20 protein-coding genes and 2 tRNA genes are annotated in these 23707 nt (G+C 49.3%); 5 read left to right on the forward strand and 17 right to left on the reverse strand.

The window, feature by feature from the left end; translation table 11 throughout:
- Positions 1-197 (forward strand): transposase (locus T504_RS0110460; protein WP_033170474.1); only part of this gene is annotated, 197 nt, incomplete at its 5' end.
- A gap of 176 nt (positions 198-373) precedes the next feature.
- Here the strand turns inward: T504_RS0110460 and T504_RS0110465 are convergent.
- From T504_RS0110465 to T504_RS0110495, 7 genes are all read right to left on the reverse strand, one after another.
- The gene (locus tag T504_RS0110465) at positions 374-1414 is read right to left on the reverse strand and encodes an HD domain-containing phosphohydrolase (RefSeq protein WP_051635330.1); all 1041 of its coding nucleotides are present in this window, start codon (positions 1412-1414) and stop codon (positions 374-376) included.
- Positions 1415-1525: 111 nt separating this feature from the next.
- Positions 1526-3229 (reverse strand): vWA domain-containing protein, encoded by a 1704-nt coding sequence (locus T504_RS0110470; protein ID WP_033171034.1) that lies wholly within the window; start codon positions 3227-3229, stop codon positions 1526-1528.
- A 13-nt stretch (positions 3230-3242) separates the two neighbouring features.
- Entirely contained in the window at positions 3243-4148 is a 906-nt protein-coding gene (locus tag T504_RS0110475) for an AAA family ATPase (protein ID WP_033171035.1), read from the reverse strand.
- Entirely contained in the window at positions 4145-5158 is a 1014-nt protein-coding gene (locus T504_RS0110480) for a hypothetical protein (protein WP_156033525.1), read from the reverse strand. Before T504_RS0110480 ends, T504_RS0110475 begins: the two co-directional genes overlap by 4 nt.
- A 162-nt stretch (positions 5159-5320) precedes the next feature.
- Positions 5321-5396 (reverse strand) — tRNA-Thr (locus T504_RS0110485).
- 7 nt (positions 5397-5403) lie between these two features.
- A tRNA-Thr gene (locus tag T504_RS0110490) sits at positions 5404-5479 on the reverse strand.
- Between the two features lie 81 nt (positions 5480-5560).
- Entirely contained in the window at positions 5561-6133 is a 573-nt protein-coding gene (locus T504_RS0110495; RefSeq protein WP_051635331.1) for a hypothetical protein, read from the reverse strand.
- A 169-nt stretch (positions 6134-6302) separates the two neighbouring features.
- Here T504_RS0110495 and T504_RS14950 point away from each other — a divergent pair, with 169 nt between their 5' ends.
- Positions 6303-7481 carry a chemotaxis protein CheB gene (locus T504_RS14950; protein WP_051635332.1) on the forward strand — a complete coding sequence of 393 codons (1179 nt, stop codon included), beginning with the start codon at positions 6303-6305 and terminating at the stop codon, positions 7479-7481.
- 47 nt (positions 7482-7528) lie between these two features.
- On the opposite strand, the gene T504_RS0110505 is transcribed toward T504_RS14950, so the two are convergent.
- The 6 genes from T504_RS0110505 to pyk all read right to left on the reverse strand — a co-directional run bounded on the left by T504_RS0110505 (position 7529) and on the right by pyk (position 14906).
- Positions 7529-8881 carry an amino acid permease gene (locus T504_RS0110505; RefSeq protein WP_033171036.1) on the reverse strand — a complete coding sequence of 451 codons (1353 nt, stop codon included), beginning with the start codon at positions 8879-8881 and terminating at the stop codon, positions 7529-7531.
- A 108-nt stretch (positions 8882-8989) separates the two neighbouring features.
- Complete coding sequence (gene smpB, locus T504_RS0110510; protein WP_033171037.1) at positions 8990-9463, reverse strand: SsrA-binding protein SmpB; 474 nt, start codon at positions 9461-9463, stop codon at positions 8990-8992.
- A 34-nt stretch (positions 9464-9497) separates the two neighbouring features.
- On the reverse strand, positions 9498-12230 hold the full coding sequence (gene rnr / locus T504_RS0110515) for a ribonuclease R (RefSeq protein WP_033171038.1): 2733 nt from the start codon (positions 12228-12230) through the stop codon (positions 9498-9500).
- A 67-nt stretch (positions 12231-12297) separates the two neighbouring features.
- Positions 12298-13044: an alpha/beta hydrolase gene (locus T504_RS0110520; RefSeq protein WP_033171039.1), complete on the reverse strand. Its 747-nt coding sequence runs from the start codon at positions 13042-13044 to the stop codon at positions 12298-12300.
- Positions 13045-13116: 72 nt separating this feature from the next.
- Positions 13117-13329, reverse strand: a complete 213-nt coding sequence (gene secG, locus T504_RS0110525) for a preprotein translocase subunit SecG (protein ID WP_033171050.1) — start codon at positions 13327-13329, stop codon at positions 13117-13119.
- Between the two features lie 149 nt (positions 13330-13478).
- On the reverse strand, positions 13479-14906 hold the full coding sequence (pyk, locus tag T504_RS0110530; protein ID WP_033171040.1) for a pyruvate kinase: 1428 nt from the start codon (positions 14904-14906) through the stop codon (positions 13479-13481).
- Positions 14907-15302: 396 nt separating this feature from the next.
- On the opposite strand from pyk, the gene fliD reads away from it, so the two are divergent.
- Positions 15303-16175, forward strand: coding sequence for a flagellar filament capping protein FliD (gene fliD / locus T504_RS0110535; protein WP_033171041.1), 873 nt, complete (start codon positions 15303-15305; stop codon positions 16173-16175).
- A gap of 165 nt (positions 16176-16340) precedes the next feature.
- Positions 16341-16721, forward strand: a complete 381-nt coding sequence (locus tag T504_RS15105) for a flagellar brake protein (RefSeq protein ID WP_369793639.1) — start codon at positions 16341-16343, stop codon at positions 16719-16721.
- A 10-nt stretch (positions 16722-16731) separates the two neighbouring features.
- Here the strand turns inward: T504_RS15105 and T504_RS13955 are convergent, their stop codons facing one another.
- The 3 genes from T504_RS13955 to T504_RS0110555 form a co-directional block, all read right to left on the reverse strand.
- The gene (locus tag T504_RS13955) at positions 16732-17604 is read right to left on the reverse strand and encodes a C-type lectin domain-containing protein (protein ID WP_197018706.1); all 873 of its coding nucleotides are present in this window, start codon (positions 17602-17604) and stop codon (positions 16732-16734) included.
- A 352-nt stretch (positions 17605-17956) separates the two neighbouring features.
- Positions 17957-20215, reverse strand: coding sequence for an anaerobic ribonucleoside triphosphate reductase (locus T504_RS0110550; protein WP_033171043.1), 2259 nt, complete (start codon positions 20213-20215; stop codon positions 17957-17959).
- A 198-nt stretch (positions 20216-20413) separates the two neighbouring features.
- Positions 20414-20875 (reverse strand): MarR family winged helix-turn-helix transcriptional regulator, encoded by a 462-nt coding sequence (locus T504_RS0110555; RefSeq protein ID WP_033171044.1) that lies wholly within the window; start codon positions 20873-20875, stop codon positions 20414-20416.
- A gap of 155 nt (positions 20876-21030) precedes the next feature.
- Between T504_RS0110555 and T504_RS0110560 the strand changes: the two genes are divergently transcribed.
- Positions 21031-22866: a phosphoethanolamine transferase gene (locus T504_RS0110560; RefSeq protein WP_033171045.1), complete on the forward strand. Its 1836-nt coding sequence runs from the start codon at positions 21031-21033 to the stop codon at positions 22864-22866.
- Positions 22867-22910: 44 nt separating this feature from the next.
- Here the strand turns inward: T504_RS0110560 and T504_RS0110565 are convergent, their stop codons facing one another.
- Entirely contained in the window at positions 22911-23330 is a 420-nt protein-coding gene (locus tag T504_RS0110565; protein WP_033171046.1) for a hypothetical protein, read from the reverse strand.
- Positions 23331-23707 lie beyond the last annotated feature (377 nt).

Below are 23707 nucleotides of genomic sequence, written 5' to 3' on the forward strand. Positions count from 1 at the left end.
GCAGCATTCAGGCAGAAGGAGCCTTTGCCGTGGTAAAAGCGGATATGAGCTTCCGCCGATTTTTAACCCGTGGCAATAAAAATGTCCTTGTGGAAACGATGCTGCTTGCAATGGCTTATAACATTCAAAAGCTGCATTGCAAAATACAGGCAGAAAAGCTTAACCGGCACTTAATCCCTGTGGATAACGCTGCTTAAAAAATCAAAGAGCGCAAGAAACAAAGACGATTTTCAGACCGTCTGGTGTCTTGCGCTCAAAATTCCTGTATTTTGCTCTTACTTTTAAGATATCGTCAAGTTGAAAAGCTAATGGGGCTGTGCATAAGTAATTTCTCACTCATGCAACAGCCCCTTTTCCTATGTCCCCAAAATCATTAACGCTCATGCAGCATATAGTCTTCATCTTCATCGATAATCTGGAGCATCACATCGGCAAATTCCGGGTCAAACTGCGAATTACGACCTTTAGCAATTTCCGCCCGCACCACATTCTGAGGCAAAATATCGCGGTAACTGCGCTTGGAGGTCATGGCATCATAGGCATCTGCCACCGCAATGATCCGTGCATAGATGGGAATCTCCGTCCCTTTCTTCCCATCCGGATAGCCCTTCCCGTCAAACCGTTCATGGTGAGAACGCGCGCCGATAGTAAGTTCTGGGAACTCTGCCACCAGCTCCAAGATTTCCGAACCGATAACCGTATGCTCCTTTATCCGGTTATACTCTTCCTCGGTAAGCCGGTCTGGCTTGTTTATGATTGCCTCCGGCACGCCTATCTTGCCAATATCATGCAGCAACCCCATAAAATAAAGCTTCTGCTGTTCCTCTTCCGTCCACCCCAACTTATAAGCAATATGACGGGAATAGCGTCCAACCCGCTGCGAATGGCCGCGCGTATAAGCATCCTTGGCATCGATGGTTTTGGCTAGCGCCATGACCGTCTCTTCAAACAGCCGTTGGCTTGATGCCAGCCGTTCTTCAGCCAAATGGGTCTGGCGTCTGACTTCGCTGCGCAGATGTCGATGCAGATACTCCAGCTCCAGGACCTGCTCCACCTTTTTCACCACGATGATTGGCACAAATGGCTTGCGCACAATCTCAAATGCCCCTGCCATAATGCTTGCCGCCTCTGCCTTCTGACTCTGGTCCATCGTCATCATGATAACCGGGATTTCCTTGAACCGTTCATCCTCGCGGATGCGCCGTAATACCTCAAATCCGTCCATATCCGGCAAATCATCCGCTAAAAGCACCAAATCCGGCCGCTTCTGTTCCACATACGCCAGTCCAGCACTGCCAGCCGCCACACCAAAGAAATTAACACGGGAGGCTAAAATATTCTTTAACTTTGTGCGGCCCTCTTCGCTGCCATCCACTGCCAGCACCAGAGCCTGCCGCATCTGTTCTATTTGCATATCTCCATTTCACCCGTTAAAAATCCTTACACCTGTAATAACGATAAATCACCTCTCTATTTTGCCCTTTTTCCAAAAAAAAAGCAAGTTTCCTATCCGAAACACCAGCAATCATCCTCCGTTCCTGCTGATCTGCTGTTCGACCAGCCGTGCCACTGACTCAGCCAGCCGATCCAGCGAGCGGATGACGACGGCCTGTTTGCCATATATTGCCCGAGCCGATATTTCTGCCTCTTGGCCAGCCCACACACTATTCACCAAGGCAACAAGTTTCACCCCATGGCACCGCAAATCTTTTACCGCCTTAGAGGTATCCTCTATGGCCGTCTTATCCATATAGTGCCGGCTCCTTCCCACACCTGCTGGAACATCCAGCACATCACTGGGATTAGCATCGGTCAACACCATCAGCAGCTGCTGCCGAGCCCCATCCTGCGGGAGTAGTCTTTCGGCTGCCAAAAGAGCCAATCCATCCCGATTCCAGCCCCCCGTGCGATACGAAAAGATACCCTGCCCATCTCTTTCCGCCAAGGACTTTAACCGGCAAAAGACCGTCACTCCCTTCACACTGCAAAACGAATACACCTGAACGGGAATCCGGCAATCCAGCAAAGCCATAGCAATCGCATAAGTCTGCGCAGCAATCACCGCCTGCTTCTCCCGTCGCGACTCAGAAGCATCTAACAGCAAGGTAACCGCAAAATCCGCATGCGTTTCCTCCTGATATTGCCAAAAAACATCGGGATCATACAGAAAAATCCCCCGCCAGGCCCTAGCGGCAGCGAATCGCCCCTGACGACCTGATATTTTTTGTGGCTGACGATAAATCAGCAAACTATTCTGCAGGGAATCCCGCAGATGCCGCCTGCATTGTTGATACTGTCGCTGGTTTTCCCGCCAAAACGCACGATTTCCCTGACTAACATCATTCTCCCCGCCGATGGCAAAATACAAATGCGCCAGACGATGGTTTCCACAGCACAGTGCCATCTCCAGCTTTGCCCGCACAGATTCTGAAAAAAGCGGTTTCCCATAGACTTTTGCCAGTTCCTTCAGTTGCACCGCTAACGATTCACGCCCTCCAAAAGAAAGCGCCCCCCTTTTTTTCGCCTGCGCCCCCTCCGCATCAGTTTGCCGCCATGGCCGAATCGAAGCCTCCTGTTTCCCGCCCAGTGAAAACAACCTGCTTAGCCACTGTTGCCAGCGATTACTCAGAAAGATATGCCAGCTGCGCCGACTGCCCACGGTAAAGCGGAAGAGGAAAAAACGCCGCAAAATTCGTTCGGTCCGTGCAATAATCTCATCCGTTGTCAGTTCCGCCGGATAATCTAAAGCCTCGTAGAGTTTTCTATCCCAAGGATTGTATATGCCATGCGGCTCTCCTAAAATTTCCCGGCAACGTCCAGTCTTTAGCGTTTGGATGATTTCACTGCGCATCATGAGCTGCTGCATGGATACATCAACGGAATCCAGCAAAAAACGCCGGGCATGTTCCCGGCGCAAATCTTCAAGAACCGGACGATTTGGCAGTTCCCTTTTATAAATCGCCTGTTCCAATCCCAGCCAAAAAATATCTTCAAACACACGCGACAAAACCGACCGATCCAGCCGAAAAACATACGCTGTAAGCTTTTCCTCATCATAGAAACGATGTGCAAAACCGATAATCGAATTCAGATAAAGATCCGGCGTACCATCTTCATGAAATGCCAAAAAAGCGGGTTGAAAACCATACGCTCCCGCCGCTGTCCAAACGATATTCATAGCCCGGCGCTGCCGGAGCTCGCGATTATCCCGTTGTTTCGGCACCTTCATCGTACTTCCCCCATCAATCAAATAACTCAGACGGCTCCATCTTCTCCGAAATCCGCAGTGCGACAATATCCCGCACCAGTTCGCGTTCGCTTTCATCAAAACACTTATGGATGATTCCCATTGACAAGGCTGGATACACCCCTAAACCAAACTCCATCAGCCGTATCGCATCGAGAAGCCCGCGGATATCCACCGCCTTGCTGCTGATTTCCCCATACTCACACTTCTGTTGCAAATCTGCAAAAAGTTCCACAAACAGCCGTCTGCCCTTGATCGTCAGCCGTGGGAATTCCGCCGCGATGAGACGCTCCAAATCACCAGCGCCAATCGCTGGAAGCTGAAGCACCACAAAACGCGAGGTCAATGCTTCGTTTAGTTCGCGTGTTCCCGCATAGCCATAATTCATCGTGGCGATAAACCGCGTCGCTGGATGAAGCCGCAAGCGACCATAGCCTGGAACGTCCAAAATCCGGCGAAAATCCAACAGCGAGTGCAGTACGGCCAGCGCCTCATTGCGAGCCATATTGATTTCATCAAGCACCCCAAAACCACCGGCCTCCGCACATTCGTAAACAGGTCCCGGGCGAAATTCCACAGCGCCATTGCAGAAAGTATCCGTTCCCAAAAGATAGGAAGAATCCATATTGATATGAAAGGAAATATTCCAATCGGGACGGCCAAAAGCAGCCGCCAGATTTTCTGCCAGCACATTTTTCCCCGTCGCTTTTGGCCCCACCAACAACAGATTTTCGCCAGCGATTATGGCAGTCACCGCTTGCTCTATAATCTCGCGTCCATAATAGCGATATCGCGGTTTTGCTAGCAGCCGGTCTCCCTGCCACGGATAGCGTTGGCGATAACGGTCTACCTCCGATAGCAGTGATTCACGTAGTCCCTGCGCTTTCCAAAATTCTCTCATGGTCTTTCGTAATCCCCTCTGATGGCTCCGATTAACACATCCCGAAGAATCTTCTCCAACGCCCCCTGACGCCGCGATGGATAAGCCTTTTCCTTAGCCTTGGAAAGTGCCGCCTCCATCTCTGCATCCGTCTTATCGGACGCATCCCAGGCAGTCTTTATTTCCGCATAAGCATCCTTCCATTGCCGGCGGTCATAATAAATAAGCCCGCGATAATAATGTGCCCGCCAAACTGGATAAATGCTGTCATCATGCGGAGTATCTTGCGCCAATCCAAAATCCTCCAAGGCCCGCGAATCATAATTGAGCTCATAGTACGCCCTTCCGCGCAAATAATAAGCATAAGCCAGCGGACTATCGGTTACCGACGTATCGTGAATTACACTGCCTAATGTTTCGATTGCCCGATGCTGCTCCCCACGCTGAATCATCGCAACACAGCGGTCAAAAATCACCCCTAATCCATACTGATTCTCCAGCTTTGTACCCAGTGTATCCTTTTCCTTGCCACTGGCCCGCCGATACTTTTCCAACAGTTCTTCATTCTGCCGCTTGAGTTCATCGCGTTCCTTTTGTAATTTTTCCAGCTCCGTGCGCTTCTCCATCATGGCTTTCAAATCGAGATGATCCGTATCGATCTCCGCTGTAATCGTCACGGTATACCGCCAAACATCGCCCTCCAGCTCCGGCTTGGCTTTTTCATCCGTCACCTTAAGCACCGCGCCAGAAATGACTTTCACATCGTCTTCCGTCAGCTGCATATTTTGGATCTTCGAATAGCTTTCCACATAGACACCAGCCTTTTCCACCGCCGCCCGCATCGCTTCCTGGCGAGCAGCATCTTTGGCAATCTTCGGCGAATCGTTTTCGCCCATGATATAAACACCATTGGCCGTAATGACTTGTGGGGCCGCCTCTCCTGCAGCAACTCCACTGAGGAGCAGGCAGAACATGAAAAATCCAACTATGTATTTTCCCATTGCAAACACCTTCTCCATATCCCTTGCCATAAATCTATCTTCCTCTTTATCTTACGAAAATTAGTTGACAGAGTCATTAATCCGATTTTATATTTTTATTAGATTTTCTCCATTCCTATCCGAAATCCTGCCATTTTCCATAGCCAGACATACAAAAAAGGCCTCCGATTACTCGGAAGCCTATGCTTTCAATGGAGCTGATTATAGGACTTGAACCTACGACCTGCTCATTACGAATGAGCTGCTCTACCAACTGAGCTAAATCAGCAAAGATATGGAGCTGATTATAGGACTCGAACCTACGACCTGCTCATTACGAATGAGCTGCTCTACCAACTGAGCTAAATCAGCAATTTGTCAGGTACTCCATAACTGACAGAATCTATTATACGGTATGAAAAACATCCTGTCAATACTTAAATCATATTTTTCTTACAGACGACGGACGCCAAACCATTCACAGTCAGCATCCCAGAATGCCTGCGTCTGGAAATCCGTACGGCCATAACTATTGGTACTGGTGATTACCAGCTGCTGATCAACAATCCGTGAGGAAAGCTTGTGCCAACGGTCTACGCGGAAACCAATATTTGCCAGGCTGTTCCAGGAAATATACGTCGTCCACAGGCCATTATGCTTGCCAACGAGCCAATACCCGCAATTCTTGTCATTAGCGCCATGCGTCGCTGTGATTTCAAACAGACGCATGCCCGGATCAGTCGTCTCGATTGCCCGGACATTGAAATCCACTCCCGTGTACCGGCCATCAAAACTATTAAAGGACAGATAGTCTTTCTCGCCATCAGCACTCATCAGACGCATGACACGGCCATCCGAAACGAATTTTATCTTTTGGCCATCCTGGTCTGTCGCTGTTACGGTTTTATCCGCAATGGTCATGCCCTGGCTGATGCCGGTTACTACCATTGCATCCGCCTGTCCCTGAGAAAATACCATCGTAGCAGCAATGCCGGCTGCCGCCATTAATTTACTGATCCGATTCATAATGCTAACACTCCTATCATGATTCCTTGTTGGATATCTCTAGAATCTATTTTATCATTCACAATACATAATTCAACATCTATCACCATATTCCTTCTTTTCAGTGATAACATTCTTATGCTACAATGAATTCAAAATAAACCATCGAAAAAACATTGAGAGGTACGATATGCAGGGGCTTCGTATATTGCTTATCGAAAACTCCATATATTTCCAAGACACCTGTGCCCAGGAACTACTCAACCGTCTTCCAGCCGGCAGTTTGGTAGAAAAAACCGCTGACCCGGTAGAGGTCAAGGCAAAAATCCAACTATTCCGGCCAGCTGTCATCATCATGAATTTCGCCATGTCGGTCATCACCATGGATGGCAACCAGCTGCTGCCGGTCTTTGCCAGCCAATATCCGCAAATTCCCATCATCACCTATGGATTGATGGATACCAGCAAAAAAACGGCCTTGAATTCCGGTGCCTTTGCTTACCTGAAGAAACCCGGACCAGAACAATCCCTAAGTGATTTCTATGAGGAACTTGTCCGGCTAGCCACGGATGCTGCGAAAACTTCGACTAACGCACCATCCACCAATGTCGGACCAGGAGCCATTGTTACCAAAGAGCTATGGACAGCAACTATGCCGAAAAAGGGCTGGCTCCCCCTAGCACCGCCATCGGCGCAGTCGCTACAGACCATTCAGGGGGCACCGTCAGCAGCAGCTTCTCCACCGGCAGCCCAACCTTCTCAACCCACACCGCCAATAGCACCACCATCTGCCCATCAAAAAGCGATCCAACTGATCGCCATCGGCTCCTCCACCGGCGGAACCGAGGCGCTTTCTTCTATTTTGACGCACCTTCGCCCGCCGCTCCCAGGCATCGTCATCGTACAACATATCCCTCCGATGTTCTCACGCCTTTTAGCAGAGCGCCTTAACGATGAATGCGTCCTCACCGTCAAAGAAGGTGCTACCGGTGATATCGTCCGCCCAAACCATGTCTATATCGCGCCAGGCAACAAGCATATGACCGTCCATCGCTATGGGGGGCAAATCATGCTGGACTGTTCTCCCGGAGAACCAGTCCATAGCTGTTGCCCATCCGTGGATGTCCTGTTTGAATCTGTCGCCCAAGAAATAGGCGCAGGTGCTCTCGGCGTTATTCTCACCGGTATGGGAAAAGACGGTGCGGAAGGACTGCTTCACATGCGGCAAAAAGGCTCACCGACCTTAGGACAGGATCAGCAGAGCTGCATCGTCTACGGTATGCCTAAAGCCGCCTTTGACTATGGCGCTGTTGAACATCAGGTATCCTTAAAAGATATGCCCTGGGCCATCACCCAATCAGCCCGTTAACCAAATCCAGGAATAAAAAAATGCCAGCTTCGCCGCTGGCATTTTTTCTATTCCTTTTGATGGCTTCGTTCGCGATACCAATAGCCCAGCCACAACACCAGCAGCCAAACCGGCAAAAGGTACACCGCCAGTTCCATATCTGGAATCTGCAGCATGAAGTACCAGACCCCTACGAGGAACAAGATACAAACATAATTGACAAAGGGATACAACGGCGATTGAAACTTCGTTTTCTTCCCATGTTCCTGACAATATTTCCGGAACTTTATATGCGTAATCGTAATCGTCATCCAGCTGATCGTCGCCGCAATCGTCGCAATCGACATCAGATACATAAAAATCTTCCCTGGAAAGAAGTAATTGAGTGCTACACAGATAAGTGTAATCCCCGAAGAAACGAAAATTCCCTTGACCGGCACCCCGCGTCCGGAAAGCTGCCCCAAGAACTCTGGCGCCTCATCTTTGGACGCCAAACCATAAAGCATACGGCTATTGCTATAGATTGCCGAATTATAGACCGATACGGCAGCCGTCAAAACAACAAAATTCAAAATATGCGCAGCAGCCACCACTCCCACGTTGGAGAAAATCTGCACAAACGGGCTGGCATCAACGCCGACTTTATTCCATGGCCAAAGCGCCATAAGAACTGCCATCGTGCCAACATAAAAGAGCAGGATGCGCCAAATGACCTGATTGATTGCCCGCGGAATCGTCTTGTCGGGATTTTCCGCTTCACCGGCCGTAATGCCGATAAGTTCAATACCGCCAAACGAAAACATAACCACTGCGGTAGCCATCGCGAGCCCCCACCAGCCATTGGGCAGGAAGCCGCCATTTTCCCAGATGTTATGGAAATTATCCGGAAAACTCAACGGACCACTGAACAAAAGATAGAGTCCCAGCACAATCATCAACACAATCGCGGCAATCTTGATGAGCGCCATCCAAAACTCAAACTCCCCATAGATTTTAACATTGATGAGGTTAATCGCGGTAATGACCACCAGACAGATAAGCGCCGCAATCCACTGCGGCAAATCCGGATACCAGAACTGCATATAGATTCCCACCGCGGTAAGCTCCGCCATCGAAACCAGCACATAATTGAACCAGTAATTCCATCCGGACAGGAAACCGGGAAACTTCCCCCAATATTTCGTAGCATAATGGCTAAATGACCCCGATACTGGTTCATCGACTGCCATTTCTCCCAACATACGCATGATAAAAAAGATAACGATACCACCCAGCAAATAAGCCAGCATAACCGCCGGTCCAGCCAAGGCAATCGTCGAAGTCGACCCATAAAAAAGCCCCGTGCCAATAGCACCGCCCAGCGCTATCATCTGCAAGTGACGATTTTTGAGCCCACGTTTCATTTTCGTCGGTTCACTCATACATTCATCTCCAAATAAAAAGAATACCTTCCCATTATAGCATTTCCTCTCACCGCGTTACAACATTACAAAAACAAAAAAGAAGAGGAGACATGCTCCTCTCCTTCATCAAAAACGTTGTCGCTCTTTTAGCGCACGTTCCACATCGCGTTTTGCTGCCTTAGCCTGCAGATCCTGACGCTTATCGTAATTGTGTTTACCGCTTGCCAACGCTAGTTCCAATTTGGCTTTGCCATGTTTGAAATACACTTTGAGCGGCACCAGCGTATACCCCTTTTCTCGGGTCTTGCTGAATAGTTTGATGATTTCCGCCTTATGCATCAACAACTTTCTGGTGCGAAGCGGATCATGATTGAAGATATTTCCCTGCTCATACGGACTGATATGCATATGTTCAACGAAAATCTCGTTATTCTTAATCACCGCATAACTGTCCTTGAGATTTGCCTTGCCAGCGCGCAGAGACTTTACTTCGGTTCCCTGCAATGCCAGCCCCGTTTCAAAGGTCTCATGAATAAAATAATCATGACGAGCCTTGCGGTTCTCACAAGCAATCTTAATCGGGATGTTCTGCTTACCCAATGATTATCACCTTACTTCCCTATGGGAATACTGATTATTTACTATTGGCCGTACCGCCTTCCGTCTTGCGATGCGGACGTGGGCGGCGTTTGGGTGCTTTCTTCGCCTTCTCTTTTTCCTGACGAGCCTCTTCCCGCATCTTGCGTTCATGATACCCCGGCGGATCCGGCCAAACGGCACTATTGAGCCCCGTCACATAGACGCGGTGATAGTCGCCCTCTTTGCCACCGCGACGTTCCTCGCGATTGCGGCTGCGCTCCCCCACCTTTTCCTGGGAGCGGTTATCCTTTTCTTGGCGTTTACGCTCCTTTTTCTTCGGCTGCTGATTTTCCTGCTTCGGCAGCTTCTCGCCGGATGCACCGCGTTTCTTGCCACGGGAACCACGGGATTTCTTCTTGGGCTTTTCGGCCTCAAGATCGGTTACCATAGCCTCAGCAATGATATCTTCCGCCGCTATTTTTTTCTTGTCTTTTTCCTTACGGCCACCGCGTTTATCGTTACGCTTCGTCTCTTTTTTGCCGTTGTTTTTATCTTTTTTGTTTTTCTTGCCGCTTTTACTGCTCTTCTCTTTGCCTTTAGCAGTATTGCGGCCACCGCGGAGGGCATTTTTCATAGCCTCCGGGTCATAAGCACCATTGTCCTTCAGTACAAAATCAAGGTTGCGTTCCTCAACGCTAGCGCGCACGAGCACGACCTCGACCTCATCGCCCAAGCGGTATTTTGCCTGAGTGCGTTCACCAACCATGGCAAACTGCTCTTCAACATATTCATAATAATCGTTGACCATTGTCGAGACATGAACCAGTCCTTCAACCCCATTGTCGAGTTCGACAAAAATGCCAAAGGCCGTTACGCCACTGATGACACCAGAGAATTCTTCCCCGACAAACTGCGCCATATACTCGATCTTTTTCATGTCCGTTGTCTCACGCTCGGCCTCGATAGCCACCCGCTCGCGCTGCGAGGCATGATCTGCAGTCTCCGGCAATACTGCTTTGAGCTTTGCCTGACGTGCTGCCGGCAGCGTACCGGTAGCAAAGGTCTCCCGCAGCAGCCGGTGGACGATAAGGTCCGGATAGCGGCGAATCGGCGAGGTAAAATGCGTGTAATAGCGGGCTGCCAAACCAAAATGTCCCAGGCTAAGCTCCGAATACCGCGCCTGCTGCATCGAACGCAGGGCTACCGTGCTGATGATGCGCTCCTCGGGACGGCCTTCGACCTTTTCGAGGACCTTCTGTACATCCATGGGCTTAATCTGCCCCGCCTCGTCCTGACGGACGAACAAGCCGAAGGCCCCCAGCAGATTATTGAGCCGCTCGATTTTTTCCGTGGTCGGCTGCTCATGCACGCGGTACATAAAGGGCAGATTTTTCGTATCCATATGACGGGCCACCGTCTCATTAGCTGCCAGCATGCATTCCTCGATAATCGACTCAGCCAGGGAACCTTCGCGTTTAATCAAAGCCACCGGATGGCCCTTTTCATCAAGCTTGACTTTTACCTCGGGCAGGTCAAAGTCAATGGAACCACGGCGATGGCGCTTTGCCTTCAAGACGTTGCGCAGTTCCGCCAACGTCGTGAGCATCGAATGGATGTCGTGATTATCCGACAGGAAGGGTTCTTCCTTGTTGACCAATACTTTGTTGACGATGTTATAAGTCAAACGGCGGTATACATGGATAACCGTCGGCAGGATTTCGTAGCTCGTGATTTCGCCCTCCGGGGAAATCTGCATCTCACAGGCCATCGACAAACGGTCAACGCCAGCATTGAGGCTGCAAATACCATTGGAAAGCTCTTTCGGGAGCATCGGGATAACCCGGTCAACCAGATAAACACTCGTACCACGGGCATAAGCCTCACGATCAAGGGGCTGATTCTCCCGGACATACCAGCTGACATCGGCAATGTATACGCCGAGGAAAAACGAACCATCCTCATTTTTACGGGCATAGACGCCGTCATCGAGGTCCTTGGAATCCTCGCCATCCACCGTCACAATGGGAAGATCACGACGGTCAGCCCGGCCACGGTATTCCTCTGGCGACGGCTCCTGTTCCACCGCATCGGCGGCAGCTTGAACATCCTCAGGGAAAGTCTCCGACAACTCATACTGACGCATAACCGACAGAACATCGACCCCAGGCTCGCCGACTTTACCTAACACCTCGATTACATCGCCCTCAGCACTACGCCGTCCATCTGGCCACTTCGTAATCTTGACGACGACCTTGCTGCCAGTTTTCGCGCCGTGGAAAAATTTCTTGGGCACAAAAATATCCTGTGTAAGCTTCGTATTATCCGGCGTCACAAAGCCAAACGTCTTGCTGCTCTCAAAGGTACCAACGATTTTCTCATTGGCGCGTTCAAGGATGCGGACAATCTCGCCCTCCCGCGAACGACCCGGCTGTTCCGACGGCGTGACGCGTGCCACGACCCGATCGCCATGCATTGCCGACCCAATCCCCGGCCCCGGCACAAATACATCCGTTTCTTCTTCCGATTCGCGTACATCCGGGATGATAAAGCCAAATCCCTTGGCCGTCATGGAAATACGTCCTACCACCAAGTGCATGCGGCTCGGCACACCATAGAGGTCACTGCGATTTTTGATGATGGCACCTTCCTGCTCCAGTTCTTCCAGGGCCTGATCGAACTGCACGAGTTCCTCCGTAGTGAGGTTCATTTCCTCTGCCAGATCTTCTGCCAACAATGGTTTATAGGCATCTTCACGCATATACGCAACAATTCGTTCTTTTAAATCCATATACTATCTTTTTCTCCCTTTTCCTAAAGCGCCCGCGCGGCATCGCTATCGATTCCCGCTTCATCCCTTACGCGTCGGATGACTGCAGGAAAGCCGCTGCCTCGGCAAAAACTTTTTCGCGCTCTGCCGCCACCGGCAGAAGATGGCCGGACTTTTCCAGCCAAACGATACGACGTTCTTCACTTTTGACGTGATCATAAATATATCCCGCACTGGACGGTGCTGCCGTATGATCGTCATGACTATGCATGATAAGCACTGGTGAGGAAACCTTATCAATACAGCCTTTTGTAGCCTCAATCACATCCACCAGCTCATGGACCCCGATGAGCGGCATCTTGCGATACGTCTTGTTGACCGCCTCCGGAACTCCCTTCAGCCGTCTCCGAGCCTTCGGAATGAACTGGTTGTTACAAACCTCCCGCGGTGGCAAAAACTCAATGCCACGCTCTTGGGCAATCTGGATTGGAGCTGCCATCGTCACCACTTTACGAACCTTCTCCTCGGTTGACAACAACAAGGAAAACAATCCTCCCATGGAATGACCGATAACATCGATGGATTCACAGAAACCAGACAGCACAGCATAACCATCCCGCACCGAATCCATCCAATCTTCCCAGGTCATGTGGCTCATATCCTCCACCGTGGTTCCATGCCCAGCCAACCGGACCCCCAGCACGGTAAACCCGAGTTTATGAAGATACTGCCCCATGAGCAAAAGCTCTGCCGGAAGTCCCGTAAAGCCATGAATCAGCAAAACCCCTTTCGGCCCTCCCGGCAGAAAAAAAGGTTCCGCTCCTGGCAAAATCATCCTCTCGCCCCCTCATATCCATAAAGAAAAAACCCCGCTCTGATACTGCAGAACAGGGAACGCTTTCTCGTATTAGTTGGTCATACGGGCAATCACAATCGTGATAACCGCGAACAGAATCGCAAAGACCACGGTCACGCGTGCCAGCAATGCATCCATACCACGAGCCTTGCTCGAAAATACGGTATCCGCACCGCCGCCCATACCGCCCATGCCCGAGGATTTTGCCTCTTGCCCAAGCACCGACGCGATGAGGATAATTGCTACCAATGCATCTAATATCATCAAAACGGTAAGCAACATGTATGTAAGCCTCCCTTTAATTACAGTTTCCCTATTATTCTACCATAGAGTAGCTCCCCTCCGCAAGAAAAAGCCGACAAAAACAAAAGAGCTTCCCCTCAGGGAAGCTCTTGAAAAGCCTGATGAAATGATCAGATAGCGTAAACACGGATGGAGTTCGTGTTCTTGCCAACAGCAGCGCTGCTGTCAACTTTGATACCAGAAGTAACAATCGTCGTGTCGCCGCGTTTTACGTACTCATTCTTAACAGCGGCGGAGGTAGCGTTGCTGAGCATCTCGTCAACATCGTTCCACTCGGAACCCAAGATCGGATATACACCCCAACGCAGGTTCAGCTGACGGACAACCTTCTCGCTCGGCGTGTAAGCAACGATAGCTGCTTTCGGACGATACTTCGAAACGACTTTCGTCGTATAACCGCTCTCAGTCGGCGTAATGATTGCCGGAGCATCGAGCTCATAAGCCATCTGTACCGTAGCATGAGCGACTGCACGCGTACGGGACTGGAGATGCTCGAAGCCGCGCTCGATGAAGAGATCTTTGTACTCCAGAGCGGACTCGATGCGGCAAGCAATGCGGTTCATCGTAGCGACTGCCTCAACCGGGTAGTCACCGGAAGCCGTCTCACCGGACAGCATGATGGCATCCGTACCATCGAGGATAGCGTTACCAACATCGGAAACCTCTGCACGGGTCGGACGCGGGTTGCGCTCCATGGAATCGAGCATCTGCGTAGCAACGATAACCGGTTTGCCAGCCTTGTTGCACTTGCGGATGATTTCTTTCTGAATCAGCGGAACATCCTCAGCCGGAACCTCAACGCCCAGGTCACCGCGAGCAACCATGATACCGTCGGAAACTTCGAGAATCTCGTCGAAGTTCTTGACACCTTCAAGGTTCTCGATTTTCGGGATGATTTCCATGTGGCCGTTATGCTCTTCGATAAGCTTGCGGATAGCCAGGACATCAGCCGGACGCTGGATGAAGGAAGCGGCAACGAAATCCATATCCTGCTCGCAGCCAAAGATGATATCTTTCTCGTCCTGCTCGGAAATCGGCGGCAGGCCCAGGGATACACCCGGTGCAGCAACGCGTTTACGCGTGCTCATCTTACCGCTGTTCTGAATCGTCGTAACGATATCTTTGCCTTTGATCTCATCGACTTTCAGTGCTACGAGACCATCAGACAGCAGCAGCGTGTCGCCCGGTTTTACTTCCGTGTAGAGGCCCTTGTGGTTAACGGAAACATGGGTCTCATCGCCCGGAATATCCTCATACGTCAGCGTGAACTTGTTGCCCTTCTCGAGCATGACTTTACCGTCTTTGAACTCGCCCAGACGCATCTCCGGACCTTTCGTATCCAGAACGAGGGAGATAACCTTGCCAGCCTTCTTAGCAGCCTCGCGTACCATGTTGATACGGTTCAGATGCTCCTCATGATCACCATGAGAGAAGTTGAAACGAGCCAGGTTCATACCGTTTGCAATCAGCGCATCGATAACGCCCGGTTTCTCCGTGGATGGTCCCTGCGTGCAGATGATTTTCGTCTTCTTTAACATGTTGTAAATCCCCACCTATTCTTTTTACTCCATATTACTATCAAACAGGCTGCCACCGGTTTCCCGGTGTCGCTGTGGCACCCTGTTCACGGCCTGAACTAATTGAGGGAAAAACCCTCTGACAGTTATTATTCTACACGTTTTGCCCCTATAAGTAAAACAATTTCCACTAGATTTTTTCAAAGTAAATATTTTCTGAAAACACAATCCTTGTTTAAAATTTATTTGCTTTATTCCCCTCAATAAACATAGCTTATCCGTATAATTCACGAGGGAACCGTAAAGACAGAAAATTTTTCATTTTTAAAAATCCCCTTATCTTTTCATCCCGAACCAACGATATACCATTAGGGATAATATTTTCTCCCCACATTCTTGATGAAAGGAGGTTTTACCATGACCACGATTTCTTCGCTGGCTAACAACACCTACACCATGTATAAAATGGCTTCAGGTAACACTGCCAGCACCACATCGGCCAACAGCAATCTCGTGTCCGCATTTTCCTCTGCCTACAGTCCGCAGAAGAAAACCAATGCTGCACAGGATTCTCTGACGAATCTCTGGTCAAGCTATACGGCTTCTGCCAATTCTTCGTCAAGTCTTTCGGGCCTCAGTACGATTTATGGCATCAACTCCAGTGCAACAGAACTCGTCAACTCGTACAACGACGCCCGAAAAGTCTACCAGACGGAATTTTCGGCCACGATGGGTGACCTGAAAACTTCCGCGGACAATGTCGCCAAACTGGACACCTCAAAGTTCAGTCAGGATGATATCAAGACTGCCGAAGATGGTACGAAAACGTACAGCGACACGCTCAAAGGTGCCATCAAAGACATCAAGCAGCTCGTATCCGACTACAACGATGCGCTGGGAATCACGAGCGATTACAGCAGTGTGAGCAAACGCATGAAATCCATCGCCAATACCTTCGCTGATACTACCTATCGTTCCGACATCTACAAACAGGTCGGAATAAGCGTAGACGGCAAAACTGGCGAACTATCTGTCGATGAAGACAAACTTGCCAAAGCTCTTACCGAAAATGGCAGCCGCGTCGAAAACGCCTTGGGTAAAAACGGCCTTGCTGGCAAAGCAAGCCATCATGCCGAATTTGCCCTTGCCCAGCAGGACAAGGCCTTCCCTTCGATGAAGACCATGCTCGGAAGTGAGCTGAACCTTGCATCAGCCTACACCAACCCGAAAGTCCTAACTGCTAATGTGCAGTACAACATGATTGGGAATCTGCTGAATATGGCGTGGTAAAAACTACCCATCAACGAAAAAGCCTGTCTCGAAAAAGAGACAGGCTTTTTTCTTGACACTGCAATAGGACTTTGTTACCATAAAACCAATTGCAATAACGACAAAACAGAAAGGATTTCCGTTATAATGACTGTGAGTACCCTCGCTTCCGTTGAACGCGTTCAAATGCGCCGGTTCGTCCGCGTCCCCATACCACTTCCCATTCAAGTAAAACTTCCTGGTGCACATGGCAGTATGCAAAATACGATTGATGCGACCCTCGTTGACATCAGTGGCGGCGGCATCTGCTTTGCGCATACAGACGAAGTGCTTCTGCACGAAAAAATCATAATCACCATTCCCGATCTTCCGCGCTACGGGACCTTGCACACCGAAGCGCGGACCGAGCGGTGTACCAAAATTCCTGTATTCTCGGGAACGGTCTTTCATATCGGCGCATCCTTTGAAGATAATCTTGCCCCACGGCAACAGGACAAACTCATCCAATGCATTTTCGAACTGCAACGGAGTTACCTGCAAAAAGGACTGCGCACTCCCATAAAGTAATCCTATTTGCTCAATTATCCCATTCGCAAATAAACCCACTCTGCTCTTCCAAGTTACGATAGGATAAATCATTCCATTTGCCATACCATAAGCATACCGAATCTTCCTGCGCAACTACCGCAGAGCTGTTATTGGGTTCCCCATCATCCCAGTTGGTATAGTTCCAAGGTTCGCGGGTTATCCAAGCAAAATCAAGTCCCTCAGGACGATAAGCGCCAATCCAGAGACGATATCCCTCCGTGTTCAGCTGGTTAATGAAATCCTGCTCTGCCTGCGAAGTAATCGTGGCCAGATGACCGCCCAAACTTTCGCAATAGCTTTCTGCTTCCCACCAGGTGAGTTTTCCTCCCGTATAGTAAATGGCATATTTGCTATTACCGAACTGGCCTTGCGGGCCTACCGCTTTTGCCGCAGCAGCTTTTTCGCTGCTTAACTTGACTCGTCCCTTGCCAAGCAGCGCATTATACGCTTTGGGTGCATATCCCTGCAACATTTTTTTCAAATTACTGCGAAATTCACCGGTATTCAGCATACCGTTCAAATCTGGGAAGTACGGACATTCCGCATAAAGGGTGTTCCCCTTAATATATACATATATTGTATCAGAACTTGCCGGATATTCCGTCATGCCAAAACCAGCGTTATGCGTAACGGTAACATTGCCAGTAAAAGAAATCGCCTTAACGGTTCCGTTATTCTCAGACTGGTAATCCTCCAACAGCCGGATGGAACTCGTCTCGCCGTAAACAGAAGTCAACATTCCCGGCCAAAGTGTGTTATCGCTGTTGCTGAACAGCTTGTATGGCGATGCCGCAGCACTGCCTGTCGCTATGACAACTACCAACATACACAGCAACAGAATTTGTTTTAACTTCCTCATCATAACCATCATCACTCCTCCTTGATTGTAAGAATATTTATCAAAATCTTTACATTCTCTAATCCATGATAAAACAATGTCATCCAGATTGCAACTAACGAACTTGCGAATCGACAACGTTATAATGGTTATAATAAAGCTCTTAATCTCTTCTAAAAAAACGCGTTATCGTATATACAAAGCGGTTTGACAAATGCGTATTTTTAAGGAGGCTTAACTCATGGGTGACAATAATAACAATAATTGTGGTGGCGACTACGGCGGCGATTTTAGAGACGAAAACCTCCCCCTATGATGACAGTTTTCACCGTCACTCATAGGGGGAGGTTTTATGCTCATAAGGAGCTTTTTTTATTTACTTCATGCGTTTTATCGTGAAGCGGCCCGTGCCGACTTCTTTACGATGGCAGTGCGGGCATTCGTTTTCGATGATGCCGGTGTAGCCGCATACTGGGTCACGGTCAACCGGGTGGTTGATGGAGAAATACCCCATATCTGCATCATGCATTGCACGAACTACGTTCTCAAATGCCTTGACGTTTTTGGTCGGATCCCCATCCATCTCGATGTAGGCAATGTGACCAGCATTTTCGAGGGCGTGGTACGGTGCCTCAATGCGGATTTTATCGATGGCTTTTATCGGATAGTATACCGGAACATGACTGGAGTTCGTCATGTAATCACGGTCCGTAACGCCCTCAATGACACCGTATTTCTTGCGGTTGCTGCGCTGGAACTGGCCAGCTGTTGACTCAGCCGGCGTGCCGAACGTCGACCAATTCATGTGCTCATCTTCCGTATATTTATCGGTTGCCGCCCGCAGGTGCCCGACAATCTTAAGGCCCAGTTCCTGCGCCTCAGCACTTTCGCCGTGATGCTTGCCCGTAAGTGCTTTCAGGCACTCCGCCAGGCCGCAGAAACCAATGGAATAGGACGCATGCTTAAGAACATCCTTGATGCTGTCATCATTGGACAATTTGTCGCTGTCCATCCAAACCCCCTGTCCCATGAGGAACGGATAGTTATAGACATGTTTCTGCTCGATGACATGCAGGCGCTCCAGCAGATAATCATGGCTTATCTGGATATATTTGTCAAACAGCTGCCAGAATTTGTCCATATCGCCTTTAGACTCCAGCGCCAGTTTCGGCAGGTTGATCGTCGTAAAAGCAAAATTGCCGCGACTGCCGGACTCCTCCGGGCCATTGATGTTGCTCATGACGCGGGTGCGGCACCCCATCGTTGCCACCACACTGTTGTAGTCGCCCGGTTTATAATACTGCAGGTTGTACGGCGCATCGATGTTGACGAAGTTCGGGAACAGCCGCTTGGCACTCGTTTTGCAGGCCTGCAGGAACAAATCATAGTTCGGGTCTTCCGGATTGTAGTTGACACCAGCTTTGAGCTGGAATACCGAAATCGGGAAAATCGGCGTTTCACCGTTGCCCAAGCCTGCCCAAATAGCATTTAACACTTCACGGACAGCCAAACGGCCTTCTGGCGACGTATCCATACCATAGTTGATGGAGCTGAACGGTACCTGCGCACCAGCGCGGCTGTGCAGGGTATTGAAGTTGTGGATGAGTGCCTCCATTGCCTGATGCGTCTCTTCCACAACATCTTCGCAGGCCAGCTGATAGATCATCCGGACGATTCGGTCCATATCAGCCAGATCCTGATGATAAACTTCCGTCAACAGGGTTGCCACAGCCGTTTTGATTGCCTCTACCGAACGCTGTGCCCCCTCATCTTCCATGCTTTCCGTATACCGGCAGGAATCAAACTTCATCGCCTTTTTGAATTCCTGTTTGAACTCGCTTTCACTGCCGATATCCTGTGCCAACTGATAGCGCAGAGCCTTGTAAGCCTCGTCAATCACAGCTTTGCGGAAGGATTTGCGGACACCTTCTGCCATGGCATAGTCAAAGGCATTGATGGACTGCCCGCCAAACATATCGTTCTGATTGCTCTGAATTGCAATGCAGGCCAGGCTCGCATAGGCGCGAATGGAGTTTGGTTCGCGCAGGAAACCATGGCCCGTCGAAAAACCACCATGGAACAACTTCAGCAGGTCAATCTGACAGCAGTTGAAGGTTATGAGCGAGAAGTCTTTATCGTGGATATGAATCCAGTTCTCTTTGTCTGCCTCACGGAATTCATCCGTCAATACATAGTTGTCGACAAAGTGCTTCGAACCTTCTGCACCAAGCTTTAACATGATTCCCATGGACGCGTCCGTGTTGATATTGGCGTTATCACGCTTGAGATCGACATCTACCGAATCCGCAAAGAAAATATCCCGATAGGAATTCATCAGATGTTTCTGTGCCGCGCGACGCTCAGCATGCTTCTGGCGATAGGTGATATATTTTTTCGCCACATCATAGAAATCGTATTTCATGAGCTCCTGCTCTACGATGTCCTGGATTTCCTCCACGCTGACATTCTCACGATCCTGGATATCCCATTCGACCTGACTGGTTACTTCATCGATATCCTTGTCGGTCATTTTATTGCCACCATCCACGTTGGCACCAGCGATGGCATTGAAAATCTTTTCACGATTATAGGCCACCGTATGGCCAGAACGTTTCGTAACTGTTTTTAAGTTCATAGACTACTCGGACACCGCTTCTATATATACGGTATACCTTGACGCCTCCCCCTATATATTGTGGTTTAATCTTGTCGTAACGGTATATATTGTACCAAAGAACCTCTCAGATGGCAATGACAAAATCGCCGCAATTCTACCGTAAATGCTGCAAAAAAGAGCAGGATTCCGCGATGTTCCTGCTCCAAACAGCATTTTTTATTTCTTATTTTCTTCGCTGTTGATTTGTTCCAAAAAAGCCATCAGCTTATACAATAATCCGTAAAGTTCTTTCGCATCGCTTTTACTGAACGCCGCCATCTGTTCATGCATGGCTTTCGGAACGTATGCCGCTGTCTGCCGCAACTTCTGGCCTTCCTCCGTAAGGCAGGCAATAACGACACGCTCATCCTGCCGGGAACGTTCACGCCTCAAATACCCTTTGTTTTCCAGTTTCTTTAGCAGCGGCGTAAGCGTACCAGAATCCAAATGGAGTTTTTTTCCTAACTCCTTGACGCTTATTCTGCTCTCTTCCCACAAAACTACCATCGTAATGTATTGCGTATACGTGAGCCCCAGTTTGTCCATGTGGGGACGATATGCCTTGATAATCTCGCGGGAACAGGCATAGAGTGGGAAGCATAGCTGATCTTCCAACCGTAACGAATCTAGCTTTTCCATGACAAATCCTCACTTTGTTCTTTCTATCGTCAATTTTACTTACTCCCTATTTAAAAGTCAAGAAAACGCAAAATTGACGAAATACTCTATTTCATGTAGAATTATCTTTAGTTTTTACTCATTTGTTAATATAGTAGAAGGAAGATAACCACGCTATGAAACATACTTCGATGAACCAAGACAGATTTATCCGCTGGTTGGCGGCCGCCGCCACCTATTTTGTCTGCTTGATTGCAGCCTATATTGACTTTGGCCAGGATATGGGTGCCAAATACTTTATGCCCATCCTAATTCCAATACTTGCCGCCCTAGTCCTCGTACAATACGGCACCAGAGTCAGTATCTTCAGCAAAGCTGCCCTGCCAAACCTGCTGACCGGCGTGACCTGGTGTATCACCTTTCCCTTGCTTTACCAGTGGACCTACCATTCCGTTTGGTACCAGTCAAAAATCTGTTTTGACTTTGTGGTCGGTACCGCTGGCTTTGTTCTCCTCATGGCTTTGGAGGGGGCATTGTTCCGGCTGGGATATGAAAAAATCACCGCGGCACTTATGTCCGTACTGAATTTTCTCGGCCTTGTCATTCCTTTTATCCAAATAACTTACTACTGCCTGTTTTGGCATTGCCTTTCCCCTGCTTCCCTTATGGCTTTGTATCTGACCAACTATCGGGAAAGCATTGACTTCATTCAGTCAAATCTTGGCCTGCTGCCAACGCTCCTTATCTTTGCAGGATTTGCGTTGTTCCTTTATGGTTGCTATCACTGCCACCGGGAATTTGGCCGCCGCACGCTGGCCGAGGATACCACAGCTGGACGCATGGGAGCCTTGTCTTTCCTTACTATCGCCATGATTGCCGCTGAAGGCTGGTATCTGCCGCAGACTTCCGTTGCCGACCTTTGGAACGATGTCATTTCCTATGTAGACCAAACACAGGAATACAGCGTCGGCCATGACGAACGGTTAAACAGTCTGATGATTGACCGGAATATGACCCTGCCCACGAAACTTCCAGGCACCGTCATCGTAGTCATCGGCGAATCTGCTTCCCGCAACTATATGAAGGCCTATACGCCCTCGTTCCCGTATGATGACACGCCCTGGCTCAGCGATAAATTCGCCAACGATTCCTCAAACTTCCTGAAATTCGACAATGTCTACTCGTCTTGGTCCCAGACGGTTCCGGTCCTGCAACGGGCATTGACCGAACAGAGCCAGTACAATGGCAAGGAATTCTTCGATTCTGCATCTATTGTCGATGTTGCCAAGAAAGCCGGGTATGAGACTTGGTGGTTCAGCAATCAGGGACGCTATGGCCAGTACGACAGCGCGATCACGCTAGTAGCCAAGACTGCCGATCATGCGGAATGGACCGATGACTCGTATAACTTCTCCGATAAATACGACGAAGCCTTGCTTCAGTATTTGACGCAGGTTGACCCGACAAAAAACAACTTCATTGTCCTCCATATCATGGGCAGCCATATTTACTACAACAACCGCTACCCCAGTGAGTTCAACAAGTTTGAAACCGCCGAAGGCGATTCTACGGTTTCGTCTGTTCAATCTTATGCGAACAGCATTCTTTATACGGACTATATTCTCTCGCAGATTTTCGACTATGCCCAGAAGAACTTGAACCTGCAGGCGATGGTATACTTCTCCGACCATGGCGAAAACATTGAGATTTCCCACAACCCAGATGTATTCAGTTTCGACATGGTACGCATCCCCATGTGGACATACCTCTCGCCATCCTATCAGCAGGTTATGCCCAGCCATACGAATGCCCTGCGTATGCATCAGCGCCGTTACTTCACGAACGACATGCTCTACGATATGATTTGCGGTCTGCTGAATGCACCGTCATCCCGCTACAATCCCGAGCAGGATTTCGCCAGCTTCTCCTACGGCTTCCACCGCAACAATCTGACGACAATGCTCGGACAGCATCCATTGCTCGAAGACCCTGCCGGCACCGAAGAAAAATAATGCCAAATGAAAATAGACCTTATGGATACCAAAATCCACAAGGTCTATTTTTTATTCGGTAACGATTCCCCTGGGGAATCTTCCTCTTCTTTTTCATCCCATTCGCCACTTCCCGGACTGAACCACATCCAAAACAGGATGGGAAAGATGACAAACTCCAGCACGATGATAATGGCAAATAAGCCATTGATAAAATCCCAGCTCAAGAATATCGGGTCGTTTCCTTTATCCTCCCCGGACTTTTCCTCAGTTCGCACTGTTTCCCCCGGCACAACGCCTCCCACAATCCGAGGGCCATCATACGAGGCCGCCGCCGTTACATGCTGCGATACCATCAGTTCTCTTCCCACAGGAAACTGTGATACACCTACAGCCGTCACCGTCACAAGAAACAGAAACGCCACCGTTAGGATAAAGAGACTCTCTTTTGTCGTATAGCGCCTCCGATTCTTTTCCTCTTTCATAGCAACTCCCCTTGTAAGACATCACGATTCCTTCCATTTTTTCTAATCCTTTTCTAAGTTATCATAATACACGTTCTACACGATTTCGTCAAATTCCTGCCCACCAAAGGGTTCTCTATAAGATTTCATAGATTACAGTTTGCAGGGGAGTCGTACCCAGTTCGTGTTCGAGGTAAGTCGCCAGCGGCGGGGGCCCCAGTACCAACGCTCCACCGGTGACAACCCGCTACAAGAAATTTTTGCCTTTTAATTAAGAGTTGGAAAACAGTTAAACGCGCTTCGCTTGGACGAAACTGCTTTTCCAACGAGAACGCAGGCAAAAATTTCTTGCTTCACGCGGAACGTCAAGGCTACGCTTATGGTACTGGGGCCCCCGC

The organism is Selenomonas sp. ND2010 (assembly GCF_000702005.1).
GTDB lineage: Bacteria > Bacillota > Negativicutes > Selenomonadales > Selenomonadaceae > Selenomonas_A.

Excerpts from the sequence above, each read along its gene's own strand:
- T504_RS0110465 (WP_051635330.1), bottom strand. The coding sequence starts at position 1,414 with ATGCAAATAGAACAGATGCGGCAGGCTCTGGTGCTGGCAGTGGATGGC.
- T504_RS0110470 (WP_033171034.1), bottom strand. The coding sequence starts at position 3,229 with ATGAAGGTGCCGAAACAACGGGATAATCGCGAGCTCCGGCAGCGCCGG.
- T504_RS0110475 (WP_033171035.1), bottom strand. The coding sequence starts at position 4,148 with ATGAGAGAATTTTGGAAAGCGCAGGGACTACGTGAATCACTGCTATCG.
- T504_RS0110480 (WP_156033525.1), bottom strand. The coding sequence starts at position 5,158 with ATGGCAAGGGATATGGAGAAGGTGTTTGCAATGGGAAAATACATAGTT.
- T504_RS0110495 (WP_051635331.1), bottom strand. The coding sequence starts at position 6,133 with ATGAATCGGATCAGTAAATTAATGGCGGCAGCCGGCATTGCTGCTACG.
- T504_RS14950 (WP_051635332.1), top strand. The coding sequence starts at position 6,303 with ATGCAGGGGCTTCGTATATTGCTTATCGAAAACTCCATATATTTCCAA.
- T504_RS0110505 (WP_033171036.1), bottom strand. The coding sequence starts at position 8,881 with ATGAGTGAACCGACGAAAATGAAACGTGGGCTCAAAAATCGTCACTTG.
- rnr (WP_033171038.1), bottom strand. The coding sequence starts at position 12,230 with ATGGATTTAAAAGAACGAATTGTTGCGTATATGCGTGAAGATGCCTAT.
- T504_RS0110520 (WP_033171039.1), bottom strand. The coding sequence starts at position 13,044 with ATGATTTTGCCAGGAGCGGAACCTTTTTTTCTGCCGGGAGGGCCGAAA.
- secG (WP_033171050.1), bottom strand. The coding sequence starts at position 13,329 with ATGATATTAGATGCATTGGTAGCAATTATCCTCATCGCGTCGGTGCTT.
- pyk (WP_033171040.1), bottom strand. The coding sequence starts at position 14,906 with ATGTTAAAGAAGACGAAAATCATCTGCACGCAGGGACCATCCACGGAG.
- fliD (WP_033171041.1), top strand. The coding sequence starts at position 15,303 with ATGACCACGATTTCTTCGCTGGCTAACAACACCTACACCATGTATAAA.
- T504_RS15105 (WP_369793639.1), top strand. The coding sequence starts at position 16,341 with ATGCGCCGGTTCGTCCGCGTCCCCATACCACTTCCCATTCAAGTAAAA.
- T504_RS13955 (WP_197018706.1), bottom strand. The coding sequence starts at position 17,604 with ATGATGAGGAAGTTAAAACAAATTCTGTTGCTGTGTATGTTGGTAGTT.
- T504_RS0110550 (WP_033171043.1), bottom strand. The coding sequence starts at position 20,215 with ATGAACTTAAAAACAGTTACGAAACGTTCTGGCCATACGGTGGCCTAT.
- T504_RS0110555 (WP_033171044.1), bottom strand. The coding sequence starts at position 20,875 with ATGGAAAAGCTAGATTCGTTACGGTTGGAAGATCAGCTATGCTTCCCA.
- T504_RS0110560 (WP_033171045.1), top strand. The coding sequence starts at position 21,031 with ATGAAACATACTTCGATGAACCAAGACAGATTTATCCGCTGGTTGGCG.
- T504_RS0110565 (WP_033171046.1), bottom strand. The coding sequence starts at position 23,330 with ATGAAAGAGGAAAAGAATCGGAGGCGCTATACGACAAAAGAGAGTCTC.